At 62.3% G+C, this 22,599-nt stretch carries 23 protein-coding genes; 13 read left to right on the top strand and 10 right to left on the bottom strand.

What is annotated here, in order from left to right; genetic code table 11:
• Positions 1-39: 39 nt before the first annotated feature.
• The 3 genes from NPS47_RS06105 to NPS47_RS06115 are packed head-to-tail and all read right to left on the bottom strand — an operon-like array spanning position 40 to position 3,728.
• On the bottom strand, positions 40-819 hold the full coding sequence (locus NPS47_RS06105; RefSeq protein ID WP_274294138.1) for a gamma-glutamyl-gamma-aminobutyrate hydrolase family protein: 780 nt from the start codon (positions 817-819) through the stop codon (positions 40-42).
• 14 nt (positions 820-833) lie between these two features.
• Positions 834-2,327 carry an aldehyde dehydrogenase gene (locus NPS47_RS06110; RefSeq protein WP_274294139.1) on the bottom strand — a complete coding sequence of 498 codons (1,494 nt, stop codon included), beginning with the start codon at positions 2,325-2,327 and terminating at the stop codon, positions 834-836.
• An 18-nt stretch (positions 2,328-2,345) separates the two neighbouring features.
• Entirely contained in the window at positions 2,346-3,728 is a 1,383-nt protein-coding gene (locus NPS47_RS06115) for a glutamine synthetase family protein (protein WP_274294140.1), read from the bottom strand.
• Between the two features lie 243 nt (positions 3,729-3,971).
• On the opposite strand from NPS47_RS06115, the gene NPS47_RS06120 reads away from it, so the two are divergent.
• The 5 genes from NPS47_RS06120 (at position 3,972) to NPS47_RS06140 (ending at position 8,723) form a co-directional block, all read left to right on the top strand.
• The gene (locus tag NPS47_RS06120; protein WP_274294141.1) at positions 3,972-4,850 is read left to right on the top strand and encodes a LysR family transcriptional regulator; all 879 of its coding nucleotides are present in this window, start codon (positions 3,972-3,974) and stop codon (positions 4,848-4,850) included.
• 241 nt (positions 4,851-5,091) lie between these two features.
• Positions 5,092-5,358: a DNA-directed RNA polymerase subunit omega gene (rpoZ, locus tag NPS47_RS06125; RefSeq protein ID WP_028942466.1), complete on the top strand. Its 267-nt coding sequence runs from the start codon at positions 5,092-5,094 to the stop codon at positions 5,356-5,358.
• 60 nt (positions 5,359-5,418) lie between these two features.
• Positions 5,419-7,527, top strand: a complete 2,109-nt coding sequence (gene spoT, locus NPS47_RS06130) for a bifunctional GTP diphosphokinase/guanosine-3',5'-bis pyrophosphate 3'-pyrophosphohydrolase (protein WP_038615922.1) — start codon at positions 5,419-5,421, stop codon at positions 7,525-7,527.
• A 23-nt stretch (positions 7,528-7,550) separates the two neighbouring features.
• Positions 7,551-7,931, top strand: coding sequence for a RidA family protein (locus NPS47_RS06135; protein WP_038615925.1), 381 nt, complete (start codon positions 7,551-7,553; stop codon positions 7,929-7,931).
• A gap of 57 nt (positions 7,932-7,988) precedes the next feature.
• Entirely contained in the window at positions 7,989-8,723 is a 735-nt protein-coding gene (locus NPS47_RS06140; protein ID WP_274294142.1) for a hypothetical protein, read from the top strand.
• A gap of 12 nt (positions 8,724-8,735) precedes the next feature.
• Here the strand turns inward: NPS47_RS06140 and NPS47_RS06145 are convergent, their stop codons facing one another.
• Positions 8,736-9,593: an SDR family oxidoreductase gene (locus NPS47_RS06145; protein ID WP_274294143.1), complete on the bottom strand. Its 858-nt coding sequence runs from the start codon at positions 9,591-9,593 to the stop codon at positions 8,736-8,738.
• Between the two features lie 196 nt (positions 9,594-9,789).
• Here NPS47_RS06145 and exbB point away from each other — a divergent pair, with 196 nt between their 5' ends.
• The 6 genes from exbB to NPS47_RS06175 all read left to right on the top strand — a co-directional run bounded on the left by exbB (position 9,790) and on the right by NPS47_RS06175 (position 16,508).
• Complete coding sequence (gene exbB / locus NPS47_RS06150) at positions 9,790-10,767, top strand: tonB-system energizer ExbB (RefSeq protein WP_274294144.1); 978 nt, start codon at positions 9,790-9,792, stop codon at positions 10,765-10,767.
• Positions 10,768-10,770: 3 nt separating this feature from the next.
• On the top strand, positions 10,771-11,196 hold the full coding sequence (exbD, locus tag NPS47_RS06155) for a TonB system transport protein ExbD (protein WP_274294145.1): 426 nt from the start codon (positions 10,771-10,773) through the stop codon (positions 11,194-11,196).
• Entirely contained in the window at positions 11,193-11,930 is a 738-nt protein-coding gene (locus NPS47_RS06160; protein ID WP_274294146.1) for an energy transducer TonB, read from the top strand. The genes exbD and NPS47_RS06160 overlap by 4 nt, the downstream gene beginning before the upstream one ends.
• 93 nt (positions 11,931-12,023) lie before the next feature.
• A complete protein-coding gene (locus tag NPS47_RS06165) occupies positions 12,024-12,944 on the top strand; it encodes a hydrogen peroxide-inducible genes activator (RefSeq protein WP_157190540.1) in 921 nt (306 codons plus the stop codon).
• Positions 12,945-12,953: 9 nt separating this feature from the next.
• Positions 12,954-15,029 (top strand): ATP-dependent DNA helicase RecG, encoded by a 2,076-nt coding sequence (recG, locus tag NPS47_RS06170; RefSeq protein ID WP_274294147.1) that lies wholly within the window; start codon positions 12,954-12,956, stop codon positions 15,027-15,029.
• Between the two features lie 78 nt (positions 15,030-15,107).
• Positions 15,108-16,508 carry an aminoacyl-tRNA deacylase and HDOD domain-containing protein gene (locus NPS47_RS06175; protein ID WP_274294148.1) on the top strand — a complete coding sequence of 467 codons (1,401 nt, stop codon included), beginning with the start codon at positions 15,108-15,110 and terminating at the stop codon, positions 16,506-16,508.
• A gap of 22 nt (positions 16,509-16,530) precedes the next feature.
• On the opposite strand, the gene NPS47_RS06180 is transcribed toward NPS47_RS06175, so the two are convergent.
• The 6 genes from NPS47_RS06180 to NPS47_RS06205 form a co-directional block, all read right to left on the bottom strand.
• Entirely contained in the window at positions 16,531-16,905 is a 375-nt protein-coding gene (locus tag NPS47_RS06180) for an SCP2 sterol-binding domain-containing protein (protein WP_274294149.1), read from the bottom strand.
• Positions 16,906-17,029: 124 nt separating this feature from the next.
• Positions 17,030-18,007, bottom strand: a complete 978-nt coding sequence (locus tag NPS47_RS06185) for a sel1 repeat family protein (RefSeq protein ID WP_274294150.1) — start codon at positions 18,005-18,007, stop codon at positions 17,030-17,032.
• Positions 18,004-18,891 (bottom strand): hypothetical protein, encoded by an 888-nt coding sequence (locus tag NPS47_RS06190; RefSeq protein ID WP_274294151.1) that lies wholly within the window; start codon positions 18,889-18,891, stop codon positions 18,004-18,006. The genes NPS47_RS06185 and NPS47_RS06190 overlap by 4 nt, the downstream gene beginning before the upstream one ends.
• Before the next feature lie 198 nt (positions 18,892-19,089).
• The gene (locus tag NPS47_RS06195) at positions 19,090-19,365 is read right to left on the bottom strand and encodes an HU family DNA-binding protein (protein ID WP_003213368.1); all 276 of its coding nucleotides are present in this window, start codon (positions 19,363-19,365) and stop codon (positions 19,090-19,092) included.
• Positions 19,366-19,552: 187 nt separating this feature from the next.
• A complete protein-coding gene (locus tag NPS47_RS06200; protein WP_274294152.1) occupies positions 19,553-20,701 on the bottom strand; it encodes an NAD(P)/FAD-dependent oxidoreductase in 1,149 nt (382 codons plus the stop codon).
• Between the two features lie 33 nt (positions 20,702-20,734).
• Positions 20,735-20,902: a rubredoxin gene (locus tag NPS47_RS06205; RefSeq protein WP_274294153.1), complete on the bottom strand. Its 168-nt coding sequence runs from the start codon at positions 20,900-20,902 to the stop codon at positions 20,735-20,737.
• Between the two features lie 208 nt (positions 20,903-21,110).
• Here NPS47_RS06205 and NPS47_RS06210 point away from each other — a divergent pair, with 208 nt between their 5' ends.
• Positions 21,111-21,635: a chorismate--pyruvate lyase family protein gene (locus NPS47_RS06210; RefSeq protein WP_425313479.1), complete on the top strand. Its 525-nt coding sequence runs from the start codon at positions 21,111-21,113 to the stop codon at positions 21,633-21,635.
• A complete protein-coding gene (ubiA, locus tag NPS47_RS06215; protein ID WP_274294155.1) occupies positions 21,635-22,522 on the top strand; it encodes a 4-hydroxybenzoate octaprenyltransferase in 888 nt (295 codons plus the stop codon). The genes NPS47_RS06210 and ubiA overlap by 1 nt, the downstream gene beginning before the upstream one ends.
• The last annotated feature ends 77 nt before the right edge of the window (positions 22,523-22,599 follow it).

Raw genomic sequence — 22,599 nt, forward strand, 5'->3', positions numbered from 1 at the left:
CTGTTGCTGTTGCTTGAATTCCGGATTAACCGGATGACCTCATAGGGTCTTCTCCCGGTGACGCTCGCCCCTTGCACGGGCCAGGCATGCCTCACGAAACGCCTGGAACAGACGCAACGAAACCGGGTTCTCGGCCATGCGGTATTCGGGGTGCCATTGCACACCGACCACAAAGCCCGGGGCGTCCTCCATGGACACCGCTTCGATCAATCCGTCCGGCGCCAGGGCCTCAGCCCGCAGGCCGTCAGCCAGGCGATCGATGCCTTGGCTGTGAAGCGAATTGACCATGAAGCTCTGCTCCAGCCCCAGCCGTTCGAACAGCCCGCCGGGCTGTACGCTAACGCTATGGCGTGGGCTGTATTGCTCTTCCAGTGGCGCGTCCTGCGGCTCGCGGTGATCGAGGAAACCTGGCAGTTCCTGCACGCGCTGGTGCAGGCTACCGCCCAAGGCAACATTCAATTCCTGGAATCCACGGCAGATGCAGAACACCGGCACACCGGTGGCAATGGCGGCCTGCAGCAACGGCAGGGTCAGCCGGTCGCGAAACACATCGTGCTTCGTGCCTTCCACGCTGGGGGCGCCATTGTAATGATGCGGCTCGACATTAGAAGGCGAACCGGTAAAAAGAATGCCACTTAAGCGTTCCAGCACGCGCTGCGGGTCCACCGGCTCGGCGCGCGCCGGCAGGATCAGCGGGATTCCGGCGAAACCTGCCGCTTCGACATACTTGTCGCCGACGGTGTGCGAAGAATTATTGCCCAATTGCTGACGACAGGCGGAAATGCCAATCAAAGGCGGCAGGTCATTGGTAGTTTGCATGGGTTCACCCTCCCTTACAGCTTGATCCAGGTCGCCTTGAGTTCGGTGTATTTGTCAAAAGCGTGCAGCGACTTGTCGCGGCCATTACCCGACTGCTTGAACCCGCCAAACGGAGCGGTCATGTCGCCGCCGTCGTACTGGTTGACCCAGACGCTGCCGGCGCGCAGGGCACGGGCGGTGTTGTGGGCACGGGAGATGTCGCTGGTCCAGACGGCTGCGGCCAGGCCGAAGGGTGAATCGTTGGCGATGGCCACGGCTTCTTCGGCGCTGTCGAAGGTGATGACCGACAGCACCGGCCCGAAGATTTCTTCACGGGCGATACGCATGGCGTTGGTCACGCCATCGAAGATCGCCGGCTGCAGGTAAACACCGCAGGTGTCTTCCAGCACGCGCTCACCACCCGTGAGCAAGGTGGCGCCATCGGCTTTGCCGGCTTCGATGTAGCCGAGCACGGTATCCAGCTGGGTGCTGTCCACCAGAGCGCCGACGCGGGTCTCGGGATCCAGGGCGTGCCCAGGCTTCCAGGCCTTAAGCGCCTCGACCACCATCGGCAGGAAGCGATCCTTGATGCTGCGCTCGACCAGCAGGCGCGAACCGGCAATGCACACTTCGCCCTGGTTGAAGGCGATGGCCGCTGCGGCTGCATCGGCAGCCGCCTGCAGGTCAGGGGCGTCGGCAAAGACGATGTTCGGGCTCTTGCCACCGGCTTCCAGCCAGACCCGCTTCATGTTCGACTCGCCGGCATAGACCATCAACTGCTTGGCAATACGCGTGGAGCCGGTGAACACCAGGGTATCGACATCCATGTGCAAGGCCAGCGCCTTGCCGACCGTATGGCCGTAGCCAGGCAGCACGTTCAGCACACCGGCCGGGAGACCGGCGTCGAGCGCCAACTGGGCGATACGGATCGCCGTCAGCGGTGATTTTTCGGACGGTTTGAGGATCACCGAGTTACCGGTGGCCAGGGCCGGGCCGAGCTTCCAACAGGCCATCATCAGTGGAAAGTTCCACGGAACAATGGCCGCAACCACGCCGACCGGCTCGCGGGTGACCAGACCCAGCTGGTCGGACGCGGTTGCAGCAACTTCGTCATAAATCTTGTCGATGGCTTCGGCGTGCCAGCGGATGGCATTGGCCGCAGCCGGGATATCAATGCTCAGGGCATCGGCAATCGGCTTGCCCATGTCCAGGGTTTCCAGCAACGCCAGCTCTTCGGCGTTGGCCAGCAGCAGATCGGCGAACGCAATAAGCACCCGCTTGCGCTGCGCCGGCGGCTGTTTGGCCCAGACGCCGCTGTCAAAGCTACGGCGGGCTGCCGCCACGGCACGCTCGGCGTCGGCGCTGTCGCAACTGGCGACCTGCGCCAGCTGGCGGCCATCGACCGGGCTTGAACAATCGAAAGTGTCACCAGCAACACTGGCGCAATACTGCCCGTCGACAAAGGCACGGCCTTCGATCTTCAGGGTCTGGAACAGCTGTTCCCAGTGTTCACGTGGTGCAATTGTCATTGTTGTTTTCTCCGGGCATCACACGGTATGCAGGTACCAGTTGTATTCGAGGTCGGAAATCGACACCTCGAATTCGGCCATTTCGCTTTCCTTGCAGGCGACAAAAATGTCGATGTAGTCCGGGCTGATGTACTTGTTCAGCACTTCGCTGTCATCGAGTTCACGCAGCGCATCGCGCAAGTTGTTCGGCAGGCTCTGCTCCAGCTGTTCGTAGGAGTTGCCTTCAATCGGCGCGCCCGGTTCGATCTGGTTGGTCAGGCCGTGGTGAATACCGGCGAGGATCGCCGCCATCATCAGGTACGGGTTGGCGTCGGCGCCGGCCACGCGATGCTCGATGCGCACGGCATCGCTGCTGCCGGTCGGTACGCGGACCGCCACGGTGCGGTTGTCCAGGCCCCAGCTAGGCGCATTCGGCACATAGAACTGGGCGCCGAAACGGCGGTAGGAGTTGATGTTCGGGCAGAGGAAAGCCATCGATGCCGGCATGGTTTCCAGCACACCGCCGATGGCGTGGCGCAGGGTCTCGCTCTGCTCGGGGTCATCGCTGGTGAAGATGTTCTTGCCGGTTTTCTTGTCCAGCAACGAGATATGCACATGCAGACCGTTGCCCGCCTGGCCCGGGTAAGGCTTGGCCATGAAGGTGGAATCCATTTCATGGTCGTAGGCAATGTTCTTGATCAGGCGCTTGAGCAATACCGCGTAGTCGCAGGCCTTGATCGCGTCGGCAACGTGGTGCAGGTTGACCTCGAACTGCGCCGGCGCGCTTTCCTTGACGATGGCATCAGCAGGAATGCCCTGCTCTTTCGCCGCTTCGAGCATGTCCTGCAGGCAATCGACGTACTCGTCCAGATCGTCGATCAGGTACACCTGAGTCGATTGCGGGCGCTTGCCGGAAATCGGCGAACGCGGTGGCTGCGGCCGGCCGTTGAGGTTGTCCTGGTCGATCAGGTAGAACTCCAGCTCGAACGCCGCGCAGATATCCAGGCCCAACGCGTCGAACTTCTCCACCACACCACGCAGGACTTCCCGCGGGTCGGCGAAGAACGGCGTGCCGTCCAGCTCGTGCATGGTCATCAGCAACTGCGCGGTAGGACGCTTCTGCCAGGGTTCGAAGCTCAGGGTGCCGGGGATCGGGAAACAGATGCGGTCGGCGTCGCCGATATCCAGGCCCAGACCGGTGCTTTCCACGGTGGAACCGTTGATGTCCAGGGCGAACAGCGAGGCCGGCAGGTTGATGCCTTTTTCGTAGACCTTGACCAGGCTCGCGCGCTCGATGCGCTTGCCACGTACCACGCCGTTCATGTCGGCAATCAGCAGATCGACAAATTGCACCTCAGGGTGGGCCTGGAGAAATTCACCCATCTCGTCGAGAGGGATGGCGCGCGGGGAGACCGACGTCATGGCTAGGCATCCTTTGATTTTTTTATCGAACGACTGTGAGGAGGTACTGCGGCGCTAACGGGAGCGGCGATGGTTTCATTTGTTCTTTTATGTGTCCCATCGTGGGGAACTGCAGAGCGCTGTCATATAGGACTTTCGTTCCACATGCTGACAACGTTACGAGTTGATTCACGACTGCTGCCGCACTATAGAATGGCCCTAGCGCAACAGACATTGGCATTTAGGCAAGCAAAGAGTGCACCCATGCAATATCAGATCAGTCACGCCGACCTCTCACTGGTACTCGCCCTGGTACGCGGACGTTCACTGGCAAAGGCCGCAGAACTGCTGCGGGTGGATGTTTCGACGGTGTTCCGCTCGATCCGGCGCATGGAAGCTGCCCTCGGTACCGCATTGTTCGTCAAGAGCCGCAAAGGCTACATTCCCACCGGTACCGCCCAGGCCCTGGCCGAGCAGGCCGAGCGCGCCGAACAGGCGCTGGATGCCGCGCGGGTAGCGCTGGAGCACGGTGAGCAGGTGGTCAGCGGTACCGTTCGCCTGACCTGTACCGATGCCGTGTTGCACAGCCTGTTGCTGCCGGCACTGGCCGAGTTCATGCCGGCCTACCCGGCCCTGTCGCTGGAACTGGCGACCTCCAACACCTTCGCCAACCTCAGCCGCCGCGATGCCGACCTCGCCCTGCGCCTGACCAACTCGCCACCGGAGCACCTGGTCGGCCGCTGCCTGGGCTCGGCTTCTTATGTGGTCTGTGGCCGCGAGGAGTATCGCGAAAAGCTCAAGCAAGCCCCGGCCAGCCTGGCGTGGATCGCGCCGGATGACGCCATGCAGGACCACCCCACGGTGGTCTGGCGCAATGAGCATTTGCCCGGTGTGACGCCACGCTATCGCTGCAGCAGCATCTCCGCGATTGCCCAACTGGTGACTGCCGGGCTGGGAGTGGCGGCTTTGCCGGATTACATGGCGCACACCTTGCCGGGCGTTGAACCCTTGAGCGAGGCGCTGCCGGGATGCGACACCGAAGTCTGGCTGCTGACCCGCCCGGATTGCCGGGCTTTGCGCTCGGTGCAGACTTTGTTCGATGAGCTGACGCCGCGGCTGCGCGATGCCTTGGGGCGTCAGTAAATCGCTATCGCGGGGCAAGCCCGCTCCCACAGGTCACCCTGTGGGAGCGGGCTTGCCCCGCGATGCTTTAAATCCGACAACACGACAAACAGTTGTGCCAGAGCCCCGGAAGTGGTTATCGTCAGAACTATCAAGGACCCGAAACAAAATCAAAGCTTCCCTAAAGGCTGGTGATTTTTTAAACTATCGAGTCCGCTCGCCCATTCGGGCTGAACACCGCATTTGCTACTTGAGGAAGACCATGGCCCGCGTAACCGTTGAAGACTGCCTAGAACACGTGGATAACCGTTTTGAGCTGGTCATGCTCTCTACCAAGCGTGCCCGTCAGCTGGCCACCGGCGGCAAAGAGCCGAAAGTGGCATGGGAAAACGACAAACCTACCGTCGTTGCCCTGCGTGAAATCGCTGAAGGCATCTGCACCCCTGAATTCATCGCTGCCGAATCCATTGTCGAAGTCGAGCCTGCCTTTGCCTTCGGTAGCGAGGAAGAGGCCAACGAGGCCGTCTAAGCCTATGCCTGGTCGACGTAGTACGGCGCAGGTCCCCTTTCCTCGGCAGGAGGTAATCCTGTGCCGAGCATAGACGCCCTCGCCGATCGTCTGTCGACCTACCTCGGCGCTGACCAGGTCAACCTGGTGCGCCGAGCGTACTTCTACGCCGAACAAGCCCACGATGGCCAACGCCGTCGCAGCGGCGAAGCCTACGTCACGCATCCGCTGGCGGTGGCAAGCATCCTCGCCGACATGCACATGGACCATCAGAGCCTGATGGCAGCCATGCTCCATGACGTGATCGAAGACACCGGCATCGCCAAGGAAGCCCTCAGCTCGCAATTTGGCGAGACCGTGGCCGAACTGGTCGATGGGGTCAGCAAACTGACCCAGATGAACTTCGAGACCAAAGCCGAAGCCCAGGCGGAAAACTTCCAGAAAATGGCCATGGCCATGGCCCGGGATATCCGCGTGATCCTGGTCAAACTGGCCGACCGCCTGCACAACATGCGCACCCTGGAGGTGCTGTCAGGCGAGAAACGCCGGCGCATCGCCAAAGAAACCCTGGAAATCTACGCCCCCATCGCCAACCGCCTGGGGATGCACAGCGTGCGCGTGGAATTCGAAGACCTGGGCTTCAAGGCCATGCACCCGATGCGCTCCGCGCGCATCTACCAGGCGGTCAAGCGCGCCCGCGGCAACCGCAAGGAAATCGTCAACAAGATCGAAGAGTCGCTGGCCCACTGCCTGGCCGTCGACGGCATCGAAGGCGAAGTCAGCGGCCGGCAAAAGCACCTGTATGGCATCTACAAGAAGATGCGCGGCAAGCGCCGCGCCTTCAACGAGATCATGGATGTCTACGCGTTTCGCATCATCGTCGACAAGGTAGACACCTGCTACCGCGTGCTCGGCGCCGTGCACAACCTGTACAAGCCGCTGCCCGGGCGCTTCAAGGACTACATCGCGATTCCCAAGGCCAACGGCTACCAGTCGCTGCATACCACGCTGTTCGGCATGCACGGGGTGCCTATCGAGATCCAGATTCGCACCCGCGAAATGGAAGAGATGGCCAACAACGGCATTGCCGCCCACTGGCTGTACAAGTCCAGCGACGACGAACAGCCCAAGGGCACCCACGCCCGCGCCCGCCAGTGGGTCAAAGGCGTGCTGGAGATGCAGCAACGTGCAGGCAACTCCCTGGAATTTATCGAAAGCGTGAAGATCGACCTGTTCCCGGACGAGGTCTACGTGTTCACGCCCAAGGGCCGCATCATGGAGCTGCCCAAAGGCTCCACTGCGGTCGACTTCGCCTACGCGGTGCACACCGACGTCGGCAACAGCTGCATCGCCTGCCGCATAAACCGGCGCCTGGCGCCACTGTCCGAACCGCTGCAGAGCGGTTCGACGGTCGAGATCGTCAGCGCTCCAGGTGCGCGCCCGAATCCTGCCTGGCTGAATTTCGTCGTCACCGGCAAAGCCCGTACGCATATCCGCCACGCCCTCAAGCTGCAGCGCCGCTCCGAGTCCATCAGCCTTGGCGAACGCCTGCTGAACAAGGTGCTCAACGGCTTCGACAGCGCCCTCGACAAGATTCCCCAGGAGCGCGTCCAGGCCATGCTCAGCGAGTATCGCCTGGAACAGCTCGAGGACATGCTCGAAGACATCGGCCTGGGCAACCGCATGGCCTATGTGGTCGCCCGCCGCCTGCTGTCGAGCGAAGGCGAGCAGTTGCCGACCCCTGAAGGTCCGCTGGCGATCCGCGGTACCGAAGGCCTGGTGCTCAGCTATGCGAAATGCTGCACACCGATCCCGGGTGACCCGATCGTCGGCCACCTGTCGGCCGGCAAAGGCATGGTCGTGCACCTGGAGAATTGCCGGAACATCAGTGAAATCCGCCATAACCCGGAAAAATGCGTGCAGCTGTCCTGGGCCAAGGATGTCACCGGTGAGTTCAACGTCGAACTGCGCGTCGAGCTGGAGCACCAGCGCGGCCTGATCGCACTGCTGGCCAGCAGCGTCAACGCCGCCGACGGCAACATCGAAAAAATCAGCATGGACGAGCGCGATGGTCGCATCAGCGTGGTCCAACTGGTGGTCAGCGTGCACGACCGTGTGCACCTGGCCCGCGTGATCAAGAAACTGCGTGCCCTGACCGGGGTGATCCGCATCACCCGCATGCGCACGTAGCCCAATAACAGCAAGGAGTCATCATGACCAAGACCGTCATCACCAGTGACAAGGCCCCCGCCGCCATCGGCACCTACTCCCAGGCGATCAAGGCCGGTAACACGGTGTACATGTCCGGCCAGATCCCACTGGACCCGAAAACCATGGAACTGGTCGAAGGCTTTGAAGCCCAGACCGTTCAGGTCTTCGAAAACCTCAAAGCTGTTGCTGAAGCTGCCGGCGGTTCGTTCAAGGACATCGTCAAGCTGAACATCTTCCTGACCGACCTTAGCCACTTCGCCAAGGTCAACGAGATCATGGGCAAGTACTTCGAACAGCCGTACCCGGCGCGTGCCGCCATCGGTGTTGCCGCCCTGCCACGTGGCTCGCAAGTTGAAATGGACGCGATTCTGGTCCTCGAGTAATACCCCGCGCGGCGAGCCGCCCGGCTCGCCCTCGCTCTGCCCCGGAAGGACCCCGCCATGCGCCACGCGCTTGCCCTGACCCTGGCTGCCGCACTGCTGAGCGGCTGCGCCAGCCACAAACCTGAAGATTACAACGGCATCTGGATCAACCAGAAAGCCATCGATACCGCCGCCAAAGGCGTCAGCCTGCGCCAGGCCCTGCACGACAACGGCCCGAACTTCGAATGGAAGGTCAACGTCGCCGCCGCACAGGCCAGCTACGACAACGGCTTTGAAATCGCCGAAGGCCAGCTCAAGGCCGGCGACAAGCAATACCAGGTGGAATTCTCCGGCAACCAGGTCGCAACCCTGGTCCTGGACGGTGACGAGCTGGTGCAGAACACCAGCGACTGGGCACCGCAACAGAGTTTCGAGAAAGCCCGCACCCCCGCACCGATGGGCGCACGCACCGGCACCACGTTCGAACAGGCCCTGTACAACGCCTACCTCGGTGGTGAATGGAAGATCGTCGAAGGCCCGGGCCAGGGCGGCCTGGTGCATTTTCGCGACAATGGCAGCGTCGAAGGCTTGCCCAACCTGGACCGCTACGCGCTGTGCCTGGCCGGCGACTGTGCCGACATGAGCGGCAACAACGACAGCCTGTGGCTGGAGCGCAATCAGAAAGGCGCACCGTGGATCTTCAAGCGCGACGGCGATCAGCTGGAAATTCTGCGCGCCCTCAACAGCGCGCAGCCTGACGAGAAGCCACAACTGCAACCTGGCGCTCGCCAGTGGCTGCTCGAGCGCGACTGATCACCTGACGTACTAGGAGCGCCCTTCAAGGATGGCCGCATAGCCTTCCTTGTAGCTTGGGTACTGTGGCGCCCAGCCCAGTGCCCGGGCACGGGCGTTGCTGCACCGCTTGCTGCCGGTACGGCGCACCCGCTCCTGTTCCGACCACTCGGTAACGCCCATGTACTGGCGCAGCCAGGTCACCACGTCGGCCAACGGTGCCGGGGCGTCATCCACGCCGATGTAGCACTCCTCCAGCGCCTGCCCCTGGGCATCGGCCTTGAGCAGAAAAGCCAGCAAGCCGGCGGCATCCTCGGCATGGATGCGATTGGCATACAGCGGCGGCTCTTCTGTAACCCGGTAGCCCTGACGCACCTGGCTGAGCAGCCATTCCCGTCCCGGGCCGTAGATACCGGTCAGGCGCACGATAGTGGCCGGAATGCCGCTGGCCAGTGCCAGCTTTTCCGCCTCCAGCATGACCGTGCCGCTGTAGTTCTGCGGCTCGGCTGGCGACGCCTCGTCGATCCACTCACCGCCCTGCTGGGCATAGACGCCGCTGCTGGAAACGAACAGCAAACGCTTCGGCGCCTGCCCGCGCTCGGCCAACCAGCTCAGGACATGCTTCAAGCCGTCGACATAGGCAGCTCGATAACCGGCCTCATCATGCTGACTGGCCGCTGCGCAGTAGACCAGATAGTCCGGCGCCGCTACTGGCCAGGTGGTCGGGCACTGCGCGTCGAACAGGTCCGCAGCCACGCCCGTCACCCCGGCCGGCAGTTGGTCGACGCTACGACGCAGGCCACTTACCTGCCAGTTGCACGCCAGCATTTGCTTCGCCAGACGGCTACCAACATCCCCACAACCGACGATCAGAACTGAACACGCAGACATCCCGAAACTCCGCAAATCAAAGGCTCAGCCTATCCAAATAAATCGATAGGCGGCTAGCAATGATGGAAAAAAAGTAACTTTATTGCTTCTGCTAACAAGAATTACTTGCAATAATGGCCGCCGAATTTTTGTTCTCGGCCTGTCTCGAGGCCTAGAAGGACAACCACCTCTTTCTTCTTCATCAGGTCCGGCCAGCATGACACGTATCCAACCTTCCGCTTCGCCAACCACGCCGCGCGTATGGCGCGCCATTGCCGCGCTGATGTTCAGCCTGGCGGTGGCCCCGGCTGCCCTGGCCGATGAGCCGACCACAACCGCTGCCGCCCCCGCTGCTGCCGTAGCCCCGGCCGCAGCCCCTGCTGCCCCAGGTACCGAGCCAGCTGCTGCCGCTGCCGCCGCGCCGGTTGATGGCCAGGCTGTTACCGAAGCCGAAGAAGTCCAAGCGCTGGTTGAAGACACCAGCCTGGGCATGGCCCACGACCTGTCGCCATGGGGCATGTACAAAAACGCCGACATCGTGGTCAAGATCGTCATGATCGGCCTGGCCATCGCCTCGATCATCACCTGGACCATCTGGATCGCCAAGGGCTTCGAGCTGATGGGCGCCAAGCGTCGTCTGCGCGGTGAAATCGCCCTGCTGAAGAAGTCCACCACCCTCAAGGAAGCCAGCGATGGCGCCAACAAGGAAGGCACCCTGGCCCACCTGCTGGTCCACGATGCCCTGGATGAAATGCGCCTGTCGGCCAATGCCCGCGAGAAAGAAGGCATCAAGGAACGCGTCAGCTTCCGCCTTGAGCGCCTGGTAGCCGCCAGCGGCCGCAACATGAGCAGCGGCACCGGCGTACTGGCCACCATCGGTTCCACTGCTCCGTTCGTCGGCCTGTTCGGCACCGTGTGGGGCATCATGAACAGCTTCATCGGCATCGCCAAAACCCAGACCACCAACCTCGCCGTGGTCGCCCCCGGTATCGCCGAGGCCCTGCTGGCCACCGCACTGGGTCTGGTTGCGGCAATCCCGGCGGTGGTCATCTACAACGTCTTCGCCCGCTCCATCGCCGGTTACAAGGCTCAGGTTGCCGACGCCTCGGCAGAAGTCCTGCTGCTGGTCAGCCGCGACCTGGACCACCAGCCAAGCGAGCGCGCCACTGCACCTCACATGGTGAAAGTGGGGTAATCCATGGGCCTGCATCTTAACGAAGGTGGCGACGACCTCGCCGAGAACCACGAAATCAACGTCACGCCGTTCATCGACGTGATGTTGGTCCTGCTGATCATCTTCATGGTGGCAGCGCCGCTGGCAACCGTCGACATCAAGGTCGATCTGCCGGCCTCGACCGCCAAGCCGGCACCACGGCCGGAGAAGCCGGTGTTCCTCAGCGTCAAGGCCGACCAGAACGTCTATGTCGGCGAAGAGAAGGTCGAGCGCGACCAGCTCGGCGCGGTACTCGACGCCAAGACCAAAGGCGACAAGGACACCACGATCTTCTTCCAGGCCGACAAAGGCGTGGATTACGGCGATCTGATGGACGTGATGAATTCGCTGCGCGCGGCCGGTTACCTGAAAGTCGGTCTGGTCGGGCTTGAGACGGCAGCCAAGAAATGATCAAGACGCGGCATAAGTTCGCGCGTTACAGCACCAGTCTGGCGATTGTGTTGGGTATCCATGCTGTCGCCGTGCTGCTGACGCTCAATTGGTCGGTACCGCAAGCGATCGAGTTGCCGCCGGCGGCGATGATGATCGAGATGGCGCCGATGCCCGTACCGGCGCCCCCACCGCCGCCCAAGGTGGTCACCCCGCCACAGCCGCCAGCGCCGGTTGAAGAACTGCCGCTGCCGAAACTGGCCGAGGCGCCGAAACCGAAAATCGCCATCGCCAAGCAGGTCAAGCCGAAGGCCAAACCGCAGCCGCCCAAGCCGGAGAAAAAGCCTGAGCCGCCGCAAGACAAGCCTACCGACGAGCAAGTGGTCGATACCCCGCCGAGCAACGCGCCTGCGCAGAAATCCGCCGCGCCGGCTCCGAGCATCGCCACCAACAGCAATGCCCTGCCAACCTGGCAGAGCGATCTGTTGCGCCACCTGGCCAAGTACAAGCGCTACCCGGAAAACGCCCGGCGCATGCGCATGGAAGGCATCAACCGGCTGCGCTTTGTAGTCGATGGCGAGGGCAAGATTCTGTCTTACACCCTGGCCGGTGGTTCGGGCAGTGCGGCACTGGATCGGGCGACTCTGGAGATGATCCGTCGCGCCCAGCCGGTTCCGCCACCGCCCAAGGAATTGCTCAATAACGGCAGCATTGAAGTGATCGCGCCATTCGTCTACTCGCTGGACAAGCGCTAACGCATTGTTTCTGTCACAAACGGGCAACTCTGATAACGTGCGTCTATCGATTGCAGCCGCTATGCTGGGGCCGCAACTTCATGGACGCACGTTATGACCCTCACAGAATTGCGCTACATCGTCACCCTCGCCCAAGAGCAGCACTTCGGCCATGCCGCCGAACGTTGCCATGTCAGCCAGCCGACTCTGTCGGTCGGCGTGAAGAAGCTCGAGGACGAACTGGGTGTACTGATCTTCGAGCGCAGCAAAAGCGCAGTACGCCTGACCCCGGTTGGCGAAGGTATCGTCGCCCAGGCACAGAAAGTCCTCGAACAGGCCCAAGGCATCCGCGAACTGGCCCAGGCCGGCAAGAACCAGCTGACCGCACCACTGAAAGTCGGGGCGATCTACACGGTCGGTCCTTACCTGTTCCCGCACCTGATTCCACAACTGCATCGGGTTGCTCCGCAGATGCCGTTGTACATCGAAGAAAATTTCACCCACATCCTGCGCGACAAGCTGCGCAACGGTGAGCTGGATGCCGTGATCATCGCCCTGCCGTTCAACGAGGCCGATGTCCTGACCCTGCCGCTGTACGATGAACCCTTCTATGTACTGATGCCCAGCGAGCACCCCTGGACCAAGAAGCAAACCATCGACGCCAGTCTGCTCAACGACAAGAGCCTGCTGCTGCTCGGCGAGGGCCATTGCTTCCGTGATCAGGTACTCGAAGCCTGCCCGACCCTGACCAAGGGCAGCGACGGCGCCAAACACACCACGGTCGAGTCCAGCTCGCTGGAAACCATTCGCCACATGGTCGCGTCGGGCCTGGGTGTGTCGATCCTGCCGTTGTCGGCAGTGCACAGCCATCACTACGCCCCCGGGGTTATCGAAGTGCGTCCGTTGAGCCCTCCGGCACCGTTTCGCACCGTGGCGATCGCCTGGCGCGCCAGCTTCCCGCGGCCCAAGGCGATCGAGATCCTCGCCGACTCCATCCGCCTGTGCTCGGTGGCCAAGCCACCCGCGAGCGCGTAGGACGTCGTCATGCCAGAGTTGTCCCAGGTATCGGTGACTGCATTGAAGGGTGTTGGCGAGGCCATGGCCGAGAAACTCGCCAAGGTCGGCCTGGAGAACCTTCAGGATGTACTTTTCCACCTGCCCCTTCGCTATCAGGACCGCACCCGTGTGGTCCCGATCGGCGCCCTGCGCCCTGGTCAGGATGCGGTGATCGAAGGGGTGGTCAGCGGCACCGATGTGGTCATGGGCAAGCGCCGCAGCCTGCTGGTGCGCCTGGGTGACGGCAGCGGCGTGCTGAGCCTGCGTTTTTACCACTTCAGCAATGCGCAAAAGGAAGGCCTTAAACGCGGCACTCACCTGCGTTGCTACGGTGAAGCCCGTCCCGGTGCCTCGGGCCTGGAGATCTACCACCCGGAATACCGCGCCCTGACTGGCGACGAACCGGCACCGGTGGAGCAGACCCTGACGCCGATCTACCCGACCACCGAAGGCCTGACCCAGCAACGCTTGCGTCAGCTGTGCCAGCAAAGCCTGGCGATGCTCGGCCCGCGCAGCCTGCCCGACTGGCTGCCAAAGGAACTGGCCCGGGACTACCAGCTCGCGCCGCTGGACGATGCCATCCGCTACCTGCATCACCCGCCGGCCGATGCCGACGTCGACGAACTTGCCGAAGGCCAGCACTGGGCCCAGCACCGCCTGGCGTTCGAAGAGCTGCTGACTCACCAGCTGTCCCAGCAACGCCTGCGCGAAAGCCTGCGCGCGCAACGGGCGCCGGTACTGCCCAAGGCCACGCGCTTGCCGCAGCAGTACCTGGCCAACCTCGGTTTCGCCCCGACCGGCGCCCAGCAACGGGTCGGCAACGAGATTGCCTACGACCTCAGCCAGCCCGAACCGATGCTGCGCCTGGTCCAGGGCGACGTCGGCGCCGGCAAGACCGTGGTTGCCGCCCTTGCCGCCCTGCAGGCGCTGGAGGCGGGCTATCAGGTCGCGCTGATGGCGCCTACCGAGATTCTCGCCGAACAGCATTTCGTCACCTTCAAACGCTGGCTGGAGCCGCTGGGCATCGAGGTCGCCTGGTTGGCCGGCAAGCTCAAAGGCAAAGCCCGCGCCAGCGCCCTGGAGCAGATCGCCGCGGGCGCACCGATGGTGGTCGGCACCCACGCGCTGTTCCAGGACGAGGTGAAGTTCAAGAACCTGGCCCTGGCGATCATCGACGAACAACACCGTTTCGGCGTACAGCAGCGCCTGGCGCTGCGCCAGAAAGGCGTGGGCGGCCAGCTCTGCCCGCATCAGCTGATCATGACCGCAACACCTATCCCGCGTACCCTGGCGATGAGTGCCTACGCCGACCTCGACACCTCGATCCTCGATGAGCTGCCGCCTGGACGCACGCCGGTCAACACCGTGCTGGTCGCCGACAGCCGCCGCTTCGAAGTGGTCGAACGGGTCCGCGCCGCCTGCGCCGAAGGCCGCCAGGCGTATTGGGTCTGCACCCTGATCGAAGAATCCGAAGAACTGACCTGCCAGGCCGCCGAAACCACCTTCGAGGAGCTGGGCAGCGCGTTGGGCGAGCTACGCGTCGGCCTGATTCACGGGCGCATGAAACCTGCGGAAAAGGCCGCAGTCATGGCCGAGTTCAAGCAAGGCCACCTGCAGCTACTGGTGGCGACCACGGTGATCGAGGTCGGCGTCGATGTGCCCAATGCCAGCCTGATGATCATCGAGAACCCCGAACGCCTGGGCCTGGCCCAGTTGCACCAGCTCCGCGGCCGGGTCGGCCGAGGTAGCGCGGTGAGCCATTGCGTACTGCTCTACCATCCGCCGCTGTCGCAGATCGGTCGCGAGCGCCTGGGGATCATGCGTGAAACCAATGACGGCTTCATCATTGCCGAGAAAGACCTGGAGCTGCGCGGCCCCGGTGAAATGCTCGGCACCCGCCAGACCGGCCTGCTGCAGTTCAAGGTCGCCGACCTGATGCGCGACGCCGACCTCCTGCCCGCCGTGCGCGATGCCGCCCAGGCCCTGCTGGCACGCTGGCCGGAGCATGTCAGCCCGCTGCTGGAGCGCTGGCTACGTCATGGCCAGCAATATGGCCAGGTGTGACGCCCGTCCCAGAATGGATCCAGCTGAAAGCTCAAGCTGGTTATACTCTTGCGATTGTAAAATTTCTGGATACAGACCATGACTGAAGTTGCCCTGGATACCGCAACCCCCCACGCTCCGTCTGTTATCCGGCTGCTGCTGGAAAGGCTCGGCATTGCCTATCGTGAAGTGCTCGATCGTCCGCAGCTGTTGCCCGAGCGCAAGGTCCAGGCTGTGTTGCTCGATGACGAAGTCGGCGCGCTGATGGTGCTGTTCCCACAGAACCAATTGCTTGATCTCAACCGCCTGACCGAGCTGACCGGTCGCAAGCTGGCTGCCGTGCCCCTGGATCGCCTGAAAACCATGCTCGACAAGCATGGCCTGAAAATCCTTCCCGGCCTTCCGGCTTTGACCAGTTCGCCCAGCCTCTATGAAGAGAGCCTGCTCAAGCCTGAAAAGTTGCTGGTGCACTCCGGCGAAGCCGGCCTGCTGCTGGAAATCGAACGCGACGATTTCAAGAAGATGCTGAGCAAGGCCAGCGCCGGCAATTTTGGCGAGCCGCTGAGCAGCATCCGGCCGAACCTCGACCGTCCGACCGACGACCGCGAAGAGATCTCCCAGGCGGTCCAGGCCTTCACCGCCCGGCGTATCCAGCAACGCCTGGAAAACACCATCGAGATTCCGCCGCTGGCGGAAACCGCTCAGAAAATCATCAAGCTGCGCGTCGACCCCAACGCGACCATCGACGACATCACCGGCGTGGTCGAGACCGACCCGGCCCTGGCCGCCCAGGTGGTCAGTTGGGCCGCCTCGCCCTACTACGCCTCCCCCGGCAAGATTCGTTCAGTGGAGGACGCCATCGTCCGCGTGCTGGGCTTCGACCTGGTGATCAACCTGGCCCTGGGCCTGGCACTGGGCAAAACCCTGAGCCTGCCCAAGGACCATCCGCAGGCCACTACGCCGTACTGGCAGCAGTCGATCTACACCGCTGCGGTGATCGAAGGCCTGACCCGTGCCATGCCGCGCGCCGAGCGCCCGGAAGCCGGTCTGACCTACCTCGCCGGCTTGCTGCACAACTTCGGCTACCTGCTGCTGGCGCACGTCTTCCCGCCGCACTTCTCGCTGATCTGCCGCCATCTTGAGGTCAACCCGCACCTGTGCCACAGCTATGTCGAACAGCATTTGCTGGGCATCAGCCGCGAGCAGATCGGCGCCTGGCTGATGCGTTTCTGGGACATGCCCGAGGAGCTGGCCACCGCGCTGCGCTTCCAGCACGACCCGCAGTACGACGGTGACTACGCGGCGTTCCCGAACCTGGTGTGCCTGGCCGTGCGCCTGCTGCGTGCCCGTGGCATTGGCTCGGGGCCGGTCGAGGCCATCCCCGACGCACTGCTGGAGCGCCTGAGCATCAGCCGTGAAAAAGCTGAAGACGTGGTGCACAAGGTGCTGGAGGCAGAAGCGCTGCTGCGCGAGCTGGCCTCGCAATTCAACCAGCACTGAGCAAGCGGCCTGCCCCTGAAGGTCAGGCCTTTTTCTTCGGTTTCAGGTACTTCATCAGGCCCTGGAACCAGATCACCAGCGCCGGGTTGCCCTTGATCTGGATGCTCTTGTCCTGAATTCCCTGCATGAATGCCAATTGCTTGTTCTTCGCTTGCAAGGTGGCAAAACCAAAGGCCGCATCCTTGAAGGCAATAGCGAAAGCCGGCTGCGGGTGAGTGCCGGACTGGCTCCTGATACGCATGTCCTTGACGATGAAATGACGCGCCGTCTTGCCGTCGAGGGTCTGTAGCTGGAACACCAGATCCTTATCGGCCAGTTGCTGCTGGAACGCCGGGTTCTTGCGGCTGGCCTTGGCCATCAACAACCCCATGGCCCAAAGGAGAAAGCGAAACTTCATGTGCACGCCTCGGCTAAAAAGTGACTGGCGAAGCAGTTTATAGTCTCGTTATAAAAACACCATACTTTGCCGCACATTTCGCGAAGATCAGGGTAATTTGCTCTGTAACCGGGTAATTCGCGGCTTAGTAACAACGTCCTCCGGGCTGCGCCCCCGCTTGTTGCAAGCGTTTTACGCTGTCCACGTACTCCACCACTCCTTTTTCTCGCGCCAGCTCATAGCAAGCCAGCGCACGAGACAGGTCGATGGCGCCGCCCAAGCGGCCACTCTCCCAATCAGACGCCAAGGTTGTCAGCGACTCCCAGTTGCCCATGTCGATCGACTTGATCAGCCAAGCACGGGCACGCTCAGGGTCCATGCACGGGCCCTCGTAGCTCTGGTCAGTACCTGAGCAATAGAACCCGTACAAGGCAGCCGCGCCCGCAGGCAAGGTCTGCGCAGCGGCGAGGAACAGCTTCTCGGTCACTTCGGCGCTCAAAGCAGGCGCCATTCCGGAATATCCCAGGCTCGCAGCGGCCAGGCTGGCGTCCGGGTTGCCCGAAGCCGCAGCGCACAGCAGAAACTGCATGCCTACGTCGAAAAACTCTGCAGTAGGTGGATACTTCTCCACCCCGCCCAGGGCCAGGAAGATGTTGGCTTTGCGGTAGCAGACCTCCTCGGCCGGGTTCATCTTTGGCAGCCCTGTCAGCAGCAGGCGTGACTCATCCACCGACCAGTCATCGACGGAGACCAACGTCCAGCAAGCCTTGCGCTCGAACTGGTAGCCCCTGAGCCGGTCGAGACCGCCGCGTTTGTCCAGCACCCGGACATGACCATCCGTCAAGCGCTGCACCTCCAGGCCCTTGAGGTCCGCCGTCACGGGTGCGATCAATGGCAATGCAAGCTGCGCGCCCTGCATCGCCCTGACCAATGGATAGACATTATCCTGCAGCCCCTGCAGCTGGCTGTAGAGGACTCGCCCGCTGCTGGCTTGGCGTTGCACCTGAGGATCGTTGGCAAACTCGTGCAGAAAGCTGTCGAACTCAGCCACGCATGAAGTCTCGGCCATGGCTGGAGGAACCAGCACGCTCAATAGCAACAGACACAACAAAAGCCTGATCACGATTGTGGCTCCTGGCTGCGCGACCGTGCCCGCTCCGGGATGATCCCCGGCTTACCGGCGCTGTTCATGGCCTGGACATAGCTGCGATAGTACTCAGCAGCCTGTTTGCGCTTGTACAACGCCCAGAGGCTGTCAGCGATGTTGAGCTTGAGCACGACCCGCTGCGGCACGACCCCTTCGACTTTGGCAAACAGCTCATAGGCCGCGCTGTGCCACTCGCCCTGCTGCAGGGCATAGCCGAGGTCGTTGTACAGTGGCGCGGTCTGCGCGTTCAGCGGTTCTTCTCTCAGCAATCGTGGCAGCTCGATATCGAGGTAGGTATACAGCGCATCGCGGTCCTCGATTGCAAGCCGCGCGAGGACGATTTCCCGCGCCAGTTTCAACGAATCCCGCTCATGCCCTCGCACCTGCTCGAGCAACTTCTGTCTGGCCAGCGACTGTGTGTGGTACCAGTGATGCTGGCTCCAGTTCTCCGTCATGTTCCCTTCATAACCGGACAACGCCTGCGAGGCGCGGGCGTCACGGACCAGTGCGCCGTTGTCCCAGAAGTACACGCCGGCCTGAAATACCAGGCCGTTGAGCGCATAGTACTCAAAGCCCGGATGAGCGACCGGCGCCGCGCATTGCACCACGAGGTAATCCTTGTCGCCGCGCACCGTGAAGACGTCACGCACCTGCACCTGGCCCAGCTCGGGCTGGCAGACATCGGCCAGCGACTGAGACTGCCCATCGCCTCCCGCCAATTGCGCCTGCCAACGATTGTCCTGAAGCGTCAACTGCACGTGTGAGGCGCCACTGAAGTCTGGCGTCAACGTGAAGGTGCGAGTGTCGGCCAAAGCCTGCGCAACACCCAGGCCACAGATCACTGCCAGCAGGCGCCTCATGCATTCACCTGCAAGCTGGCAGCCGCCACGGCGGTCAATGACATAACTTTGCAGTGCATCCTGCGCCCCTCCCTGGACGTGTCCCGCTGCCATTGCGACAGGGGCGCCGTATGCTAGTCACAAGCTCCGGGCGGGGCAATAAAAAACGGGCACCGTGTCGGGTGCCCGTTTCTCAATGCAATCAATCGGTGCGAGGCATCACGGATTGACGCTGTCCTTCAGGGATTTGCCTGGCTTGAAGGCTACGGTGTTGCTGGCTTTGATTTTGACTGGCTCACCGGTTTGCGGGTTCTTGCCAGTGCGAGCGCCACGGTGACGCTGCAGGAAGGTACCGAATCCGACCAGTGTCACGCTGTCCTTGCGATGCAGGGCGCCGGTGATTTCTTCGAGCACGGCGTTGAGCACGCGATTGGCTTGCTCTTTGGTGAGGTCGGCCTTTTCAGCAATGGCTGCGGCGAGTTCTGGTTTGCGCATAGTGAAGCCTCTTAGACGGTTTTTTGTTGTTATGCCGTGCTGCTCTTCAAGAACAGCGCCCAAGGCACCGCAGGCTCTAAACTGCGGCAGACGGGAGTGAGGATGGCATGCCGTCAGGGGCCGCGCCAGTCTCTGGGCGGCCATTGTTGAGTCAATAGCAGGGGAAATCCGACAGAACGCCCGCTATTTACGCCATCAACGCCGGAAGCTGCCGATTTAGAGCCAGTTTCTCCATCACTGCCGAGCCCGTCAGGGCGTAGCCCAGCAGATTGCCGTCAGCGTCACGACAGAGCACCTTGAGGTCGATGCCCTGACCCTCGACCTGCCAGGTACCCTCACGGCCATGGGGTGGCGGCGAGACCACCAGCGGGCAAGCCGGTGTCTTTACCGTCACCGGCATCGGGCCGTAGGCAACGGCTGTCGGGTTGCCAGCCAGGGTTTGTGCCAGCGCGCGCGCGCAGCTCGTCAACGGCATGACATAGAGCAGGTTGAGGCCATCGACTTCGGCACAATCACCCAAGGCGTAGATATTGGCATGCGAAGTCCGCAGTTGCCGGTCGACCACCACGCCACGATTAACCTGCAAACCGGCCGCAGAGGCCAGGTCGATGCGTGGACGCAGGCCAACCGCCGAAACCACCAGATCGCAGGGGATCACCGTACCGTCAGACAGGTGCGCCTCCAGACCATCGGCAACCCGCTGCAGACGGGTCAGCACCGGCCCCAGATGGAAACGCACGCCAAGCGCCTGCAGGCCAGCCTGCACGGCGGCAGCGGCGGCCGGGTGCAGCAGCGTCGGCATGACCTGCTCGCACGGCGCCACCAATTCGACCTGGAAGCCGCCCAGGCTCATGTCGTTGGCAAATTCACAGCCGATCAGGCCGGCCCCCAGGATCAGCACCCGCTGCTTGCCCACCGCTGCCGCACGGAAGCGCGCGTAATCCTCCAGATCGTTGATCGGGAAAATCGCCTCACCGGCATCGCCTTCAACCGGCACCTGCACGGTTTGCGCGCCCCAGGCCAGGATCAGGTCACGGTAAGTCACCTGCTCTTCGCCGATCCACAGGCGCTTGTGGCCGGGGTCAATGCCACTGATGCGGGTGTGAGTGCGCACTTCGGCCTTGAGCTGTTCAGCCATGGCCCCCGGCTCGGCCATGCTCAAGCCGTCGGCGTCCTTGTTCTTGGCAAAGCCGGTGGACAACATGGGCTTGGAATAGGAACGGCCGTCGTCGGCGGTAATCAACAGCAACGGCGTCTCGCCGTCGAGTTTGCGAAATTCGCGGGCCAGGTTGTAACCCGCCAAGCCAGTACCCACAATTACCACCGGTGCCGTCATGCCCTGTTTCCTTGCATCCTGGTTAATTACTGATCAGCCGATGGCGATCATTTCGAAATCCATCTTGCCCACACCGCAGTCCGGGCACAGCCAGTCTGCCGGGACATCTTCCCAACGGGTACCGGGCTTGATGCCATCATCCGGCCAACCTTCGGCCTCGTCGTAGATCAGACCACAAACAATACACTGCCACTTTTTCATTACTTGTTTCCTCAACAAACCCAGGCATTGGAGTGGTCGCTCTTGGGGAAATTACAATGGCGACCTTCTCAAGGAGGGGCTTTGTACTGGAGCCAGGTGCCAGCATGCAAGCCGGATCGGGCAATCATGCTAAGCTCGCGGTCTCTTTGGCCTGTTAACCCATACCATCGTGCCGTACGAAACATCGCAAGCGCCCGCTGCAGAATGGTTGCAGTACTCTCAGGTAGCAGACAGCGCAACGCCTGCGCTGCTTGACTGGTTGTTCGATCAAGGATCACTGACCCGTCGCCTGACTCGATTATCCGCCGATCACTTTTCTGTTACACCCCTTTACGAGGGCTGGCAGCCCCTGCGTGAAGACGAGTGCCGGGCACTGGATCTGGCCCCAGGCAGCGAAGGCTGGGTCCGCGAAGTGTACTTGCGCGGCCATGGCCAGGCCTGGGTGTTCGCCCGCAGTGTCGCCTCGCGCAGCGCCCTGGAAAGTGGCGGGCTGGACATGGAAGCGCTGGGCAGCCGCTCGCTGGGTGAACTGTTGTTCTGCGACCAGGCCTTTACCCGCCGCGCCATTGAGGTCTGTCATTACCCCAAGGCCTGGCTGCCGGCCAGCGACGCCAGCGACAAGCTCTGGGGGCGTCGTTCGCGCTTTGATCGGGCCACGCTGAGCGTGCTGGTTGCCGAAGTCTTCCTGCCGTCGCTGTGGCAGGCCGCCGCGATTTCCGGGGAGATCCACTGATGTACCTGCAGCTGCTCAAGTCGCTCAACCGTCTGCATCCGCGCGCCTGGGACTTCATCCAGCTGAGCCGCATGGACCGGCCGATCGGTATCTACCTGCTGTTGTGGCCGACGCTGTCAGCGGTGTGGATCGCCGCCAAGGGTACGCCGACCCTGGCCAACGTGCTGATTTTCACCCTCGGTGTCGTTCTGATGCGTGCGGCCGGCTGCGCCATCAACGACTTCGCCGACCGCAAGGTTGATGGCCACGTCAAACGCACTGCCGATCGCCCGTTGGCCGCCGGCCGGATCAATGCCCGCGAAGCACTGGTGCTGTTTGCCGTGCTGGTGGGGGTGAGTTTCCTGCTGGTGCTGTGCACCAATGCCCAGACCGTGTGGCTGTCATTCGGCGCGGTGGCCTTGGCGGCCTGCTATCCCTTCATGAAGCGCTACACCTACTACCCGCAAGTGGTGCTCGGGGCGGCCTATTCCTGGGGCATTCCCATGGCCTTCACCGCCGCCACCGGCGAGCTGCCGGCCATTGCCTGGCTGCTGTACATCGCCAATCTGCTGTGGACGGTGGGCTATGACACCTATTACGCCATGGTCGATCGCGACGATGACTTGAAGATCGGCGTGAAATCTACCGCGATCCTGTTTGGCGAAGCCGACCGGGTGATCATCCTGACCCTGCAGGTGCTGTCGCTGGGCTGCTTGCTGATGGCCGGTAATCGCTTTGAACTGGGCGGCTGGTTCCACCTTGGGCTGATGGCTGCCTTGGCATGCTTCGTCTGGGAATTCTGGACGACTCGCAAGCTGGACCGCGAATCGTGTTTCAAGGCCTTCCTGCACAATCACTGGGCCGGGTTGCTGGTGTTTGTGGGGATTGTGCTGGATTACAGCTTCTAAGTTATCACGGGACAAGCCCGCTCCCACAGGTAAAGGCCATTCTGTGGGAGCGGGCTTGCCCCGCGGTTGAAGTCGCT

This window comes from Pseudomonas putida (assembly GCF_028682475.1).
Taxonomy (GTDB): domain Bacteria; phylum Pseudomonadota; class Gammaproteobacteria; order Pseudomonadales; family Pseudomonadaceae; genus Aquipseudomonas; species Aquipseudomonas putida_AG.

Coding starts and splice junctions, on each gene's coding strand:
- NPS47_RS06105 (WP_274294138.1), bottom strand. CDS start 819: ATGCAAACTACCAATGACCTGCCGCCTTTGATTGGCATTTCCGCCTGT.
- NPS47_RS06110 (WP_274294139.1), bottom strand. CDS start 2,327: ATGACAATTGCACCACGTGAACACTGGGAACAGCTGTTCCAGACCCTG.
- NPS47_RS06115 (WP_274294140.1), bottom strand. CDS start 3,728: ATGACGTCGGTCTCCCCGCGCGCCATCCCTCTCGACGAGATGGGTGAA.
- NPS47_RS06120 (WP_274294141.1), top strand. CDS start 3,972: ATGCAATATCAGATCAGTCACGCCGACCTCTCACTGGTACTCGCCCTG.
- rpoZ (WP_028942466.1), top strand. CDS start 5,092: ATGGCCCGCGTAACCGTTGAAGACTGCCTAGAACACGTGGATAACCGT.
- NPS47_RS06135 (WP_038615925.1), top strand. CDS start 7,551: ATGACCAAGACCGTCATCACCAGTGACAAGGCCCCCGCCGCCATCGGC.
- NPS47_RS06140 (WP_274294142.1), top strand. CDS start 7,989: ATGCGCCACGCGCTTGCCCTGACCCTGGCTGCCGCACTGCTGAGCGGC.
- NPS47_RS06145 (WP_274294143.1), bottom strand. CDS start 9,593: ATGTCTGCGTGTTCAGTTCTGATCGTCGGTTGTGGGGATGTTGGTAGC.
- exbB (WP_274294144.1), top strand. CDS start 9,790: ATGACACGTATCCAACCTTCCGCTTCGCCAACCACGCCGCGCGTATGG.
- exbD (WP_274294145.1), top strand. CDS start 10,771: ATGGGCCTGCATCTTAACGAAGGTGGCGACGACCTCGCCGAGAACCAC.
- NPS47_RS06160 (WP_274294146.1), top strand. CDS start 11,193: ATGATCAAGACGCGGCATAAGTTCGCGCGTTACAGCACCAGTCTGGCG.
- NPS47_RS06165 (WP_157190540.1), top strand. CDS start 12,024: ATGACCCTCACAGAATTGCGCTACATCGTCACCCTCGCCCAAGAGCAG.
- recG (WP_274294147.1), top strand. CDS start 12,954: ATGCCAGAGTTGTCCCAGGTATCGGTGACTGCATTGAAGGGTGTTGGC.
- NPS47_RS06175 (WP_274294148.1), top strand. CDS start 15,108: ATGACTGAAGTTGCCCTGGATACCGCAACCCCCCACGCTCCGTCTGTT.
- NPS47_RS06180 (WP_274294149.1), bottom strand. CDS start 16,905: ATGAAGTTTCGCTTTCTCCTTTGGGCCATGGGGTTGTTGATGGCCAAG.
- NPS47_RS06190 (WP_274294151.1), bottom strand. CDS start 18,891: ATGAGGCGCCTGCTGGCAGTGATCTGTGGCCTGGGTGTTGCGCAGGCT.
- NPS47_RS06195 (WP_003213368.1), bottom strand. CDS start 19,365: ATGCGCAAACCAGAACTCGCCGCAGCCATTGCTGAAAAGGCCGACCTC.
- NPS47_RS06200 (WP_274294152.1), bottom strand. CDS start 20,701: ATGACGGCACCGGTGGTAATTGTGGGTACTGGCTTGGCGGGTTACAAC.
- NPS47_RS06205 (WP_274294153.1), bottom strand. CDS start 20,902: ATGAAAAAGTGGCAGTGTATTGTTTGTGGTCTGATCTACGACGAGGCC.
- ubiA (WP_274294155.1), top strand. CDS start 21,635: ATGTACCTGCAGCTGCTCAAGTCGCTCAACCGTCTGCATCCGCGCGCC.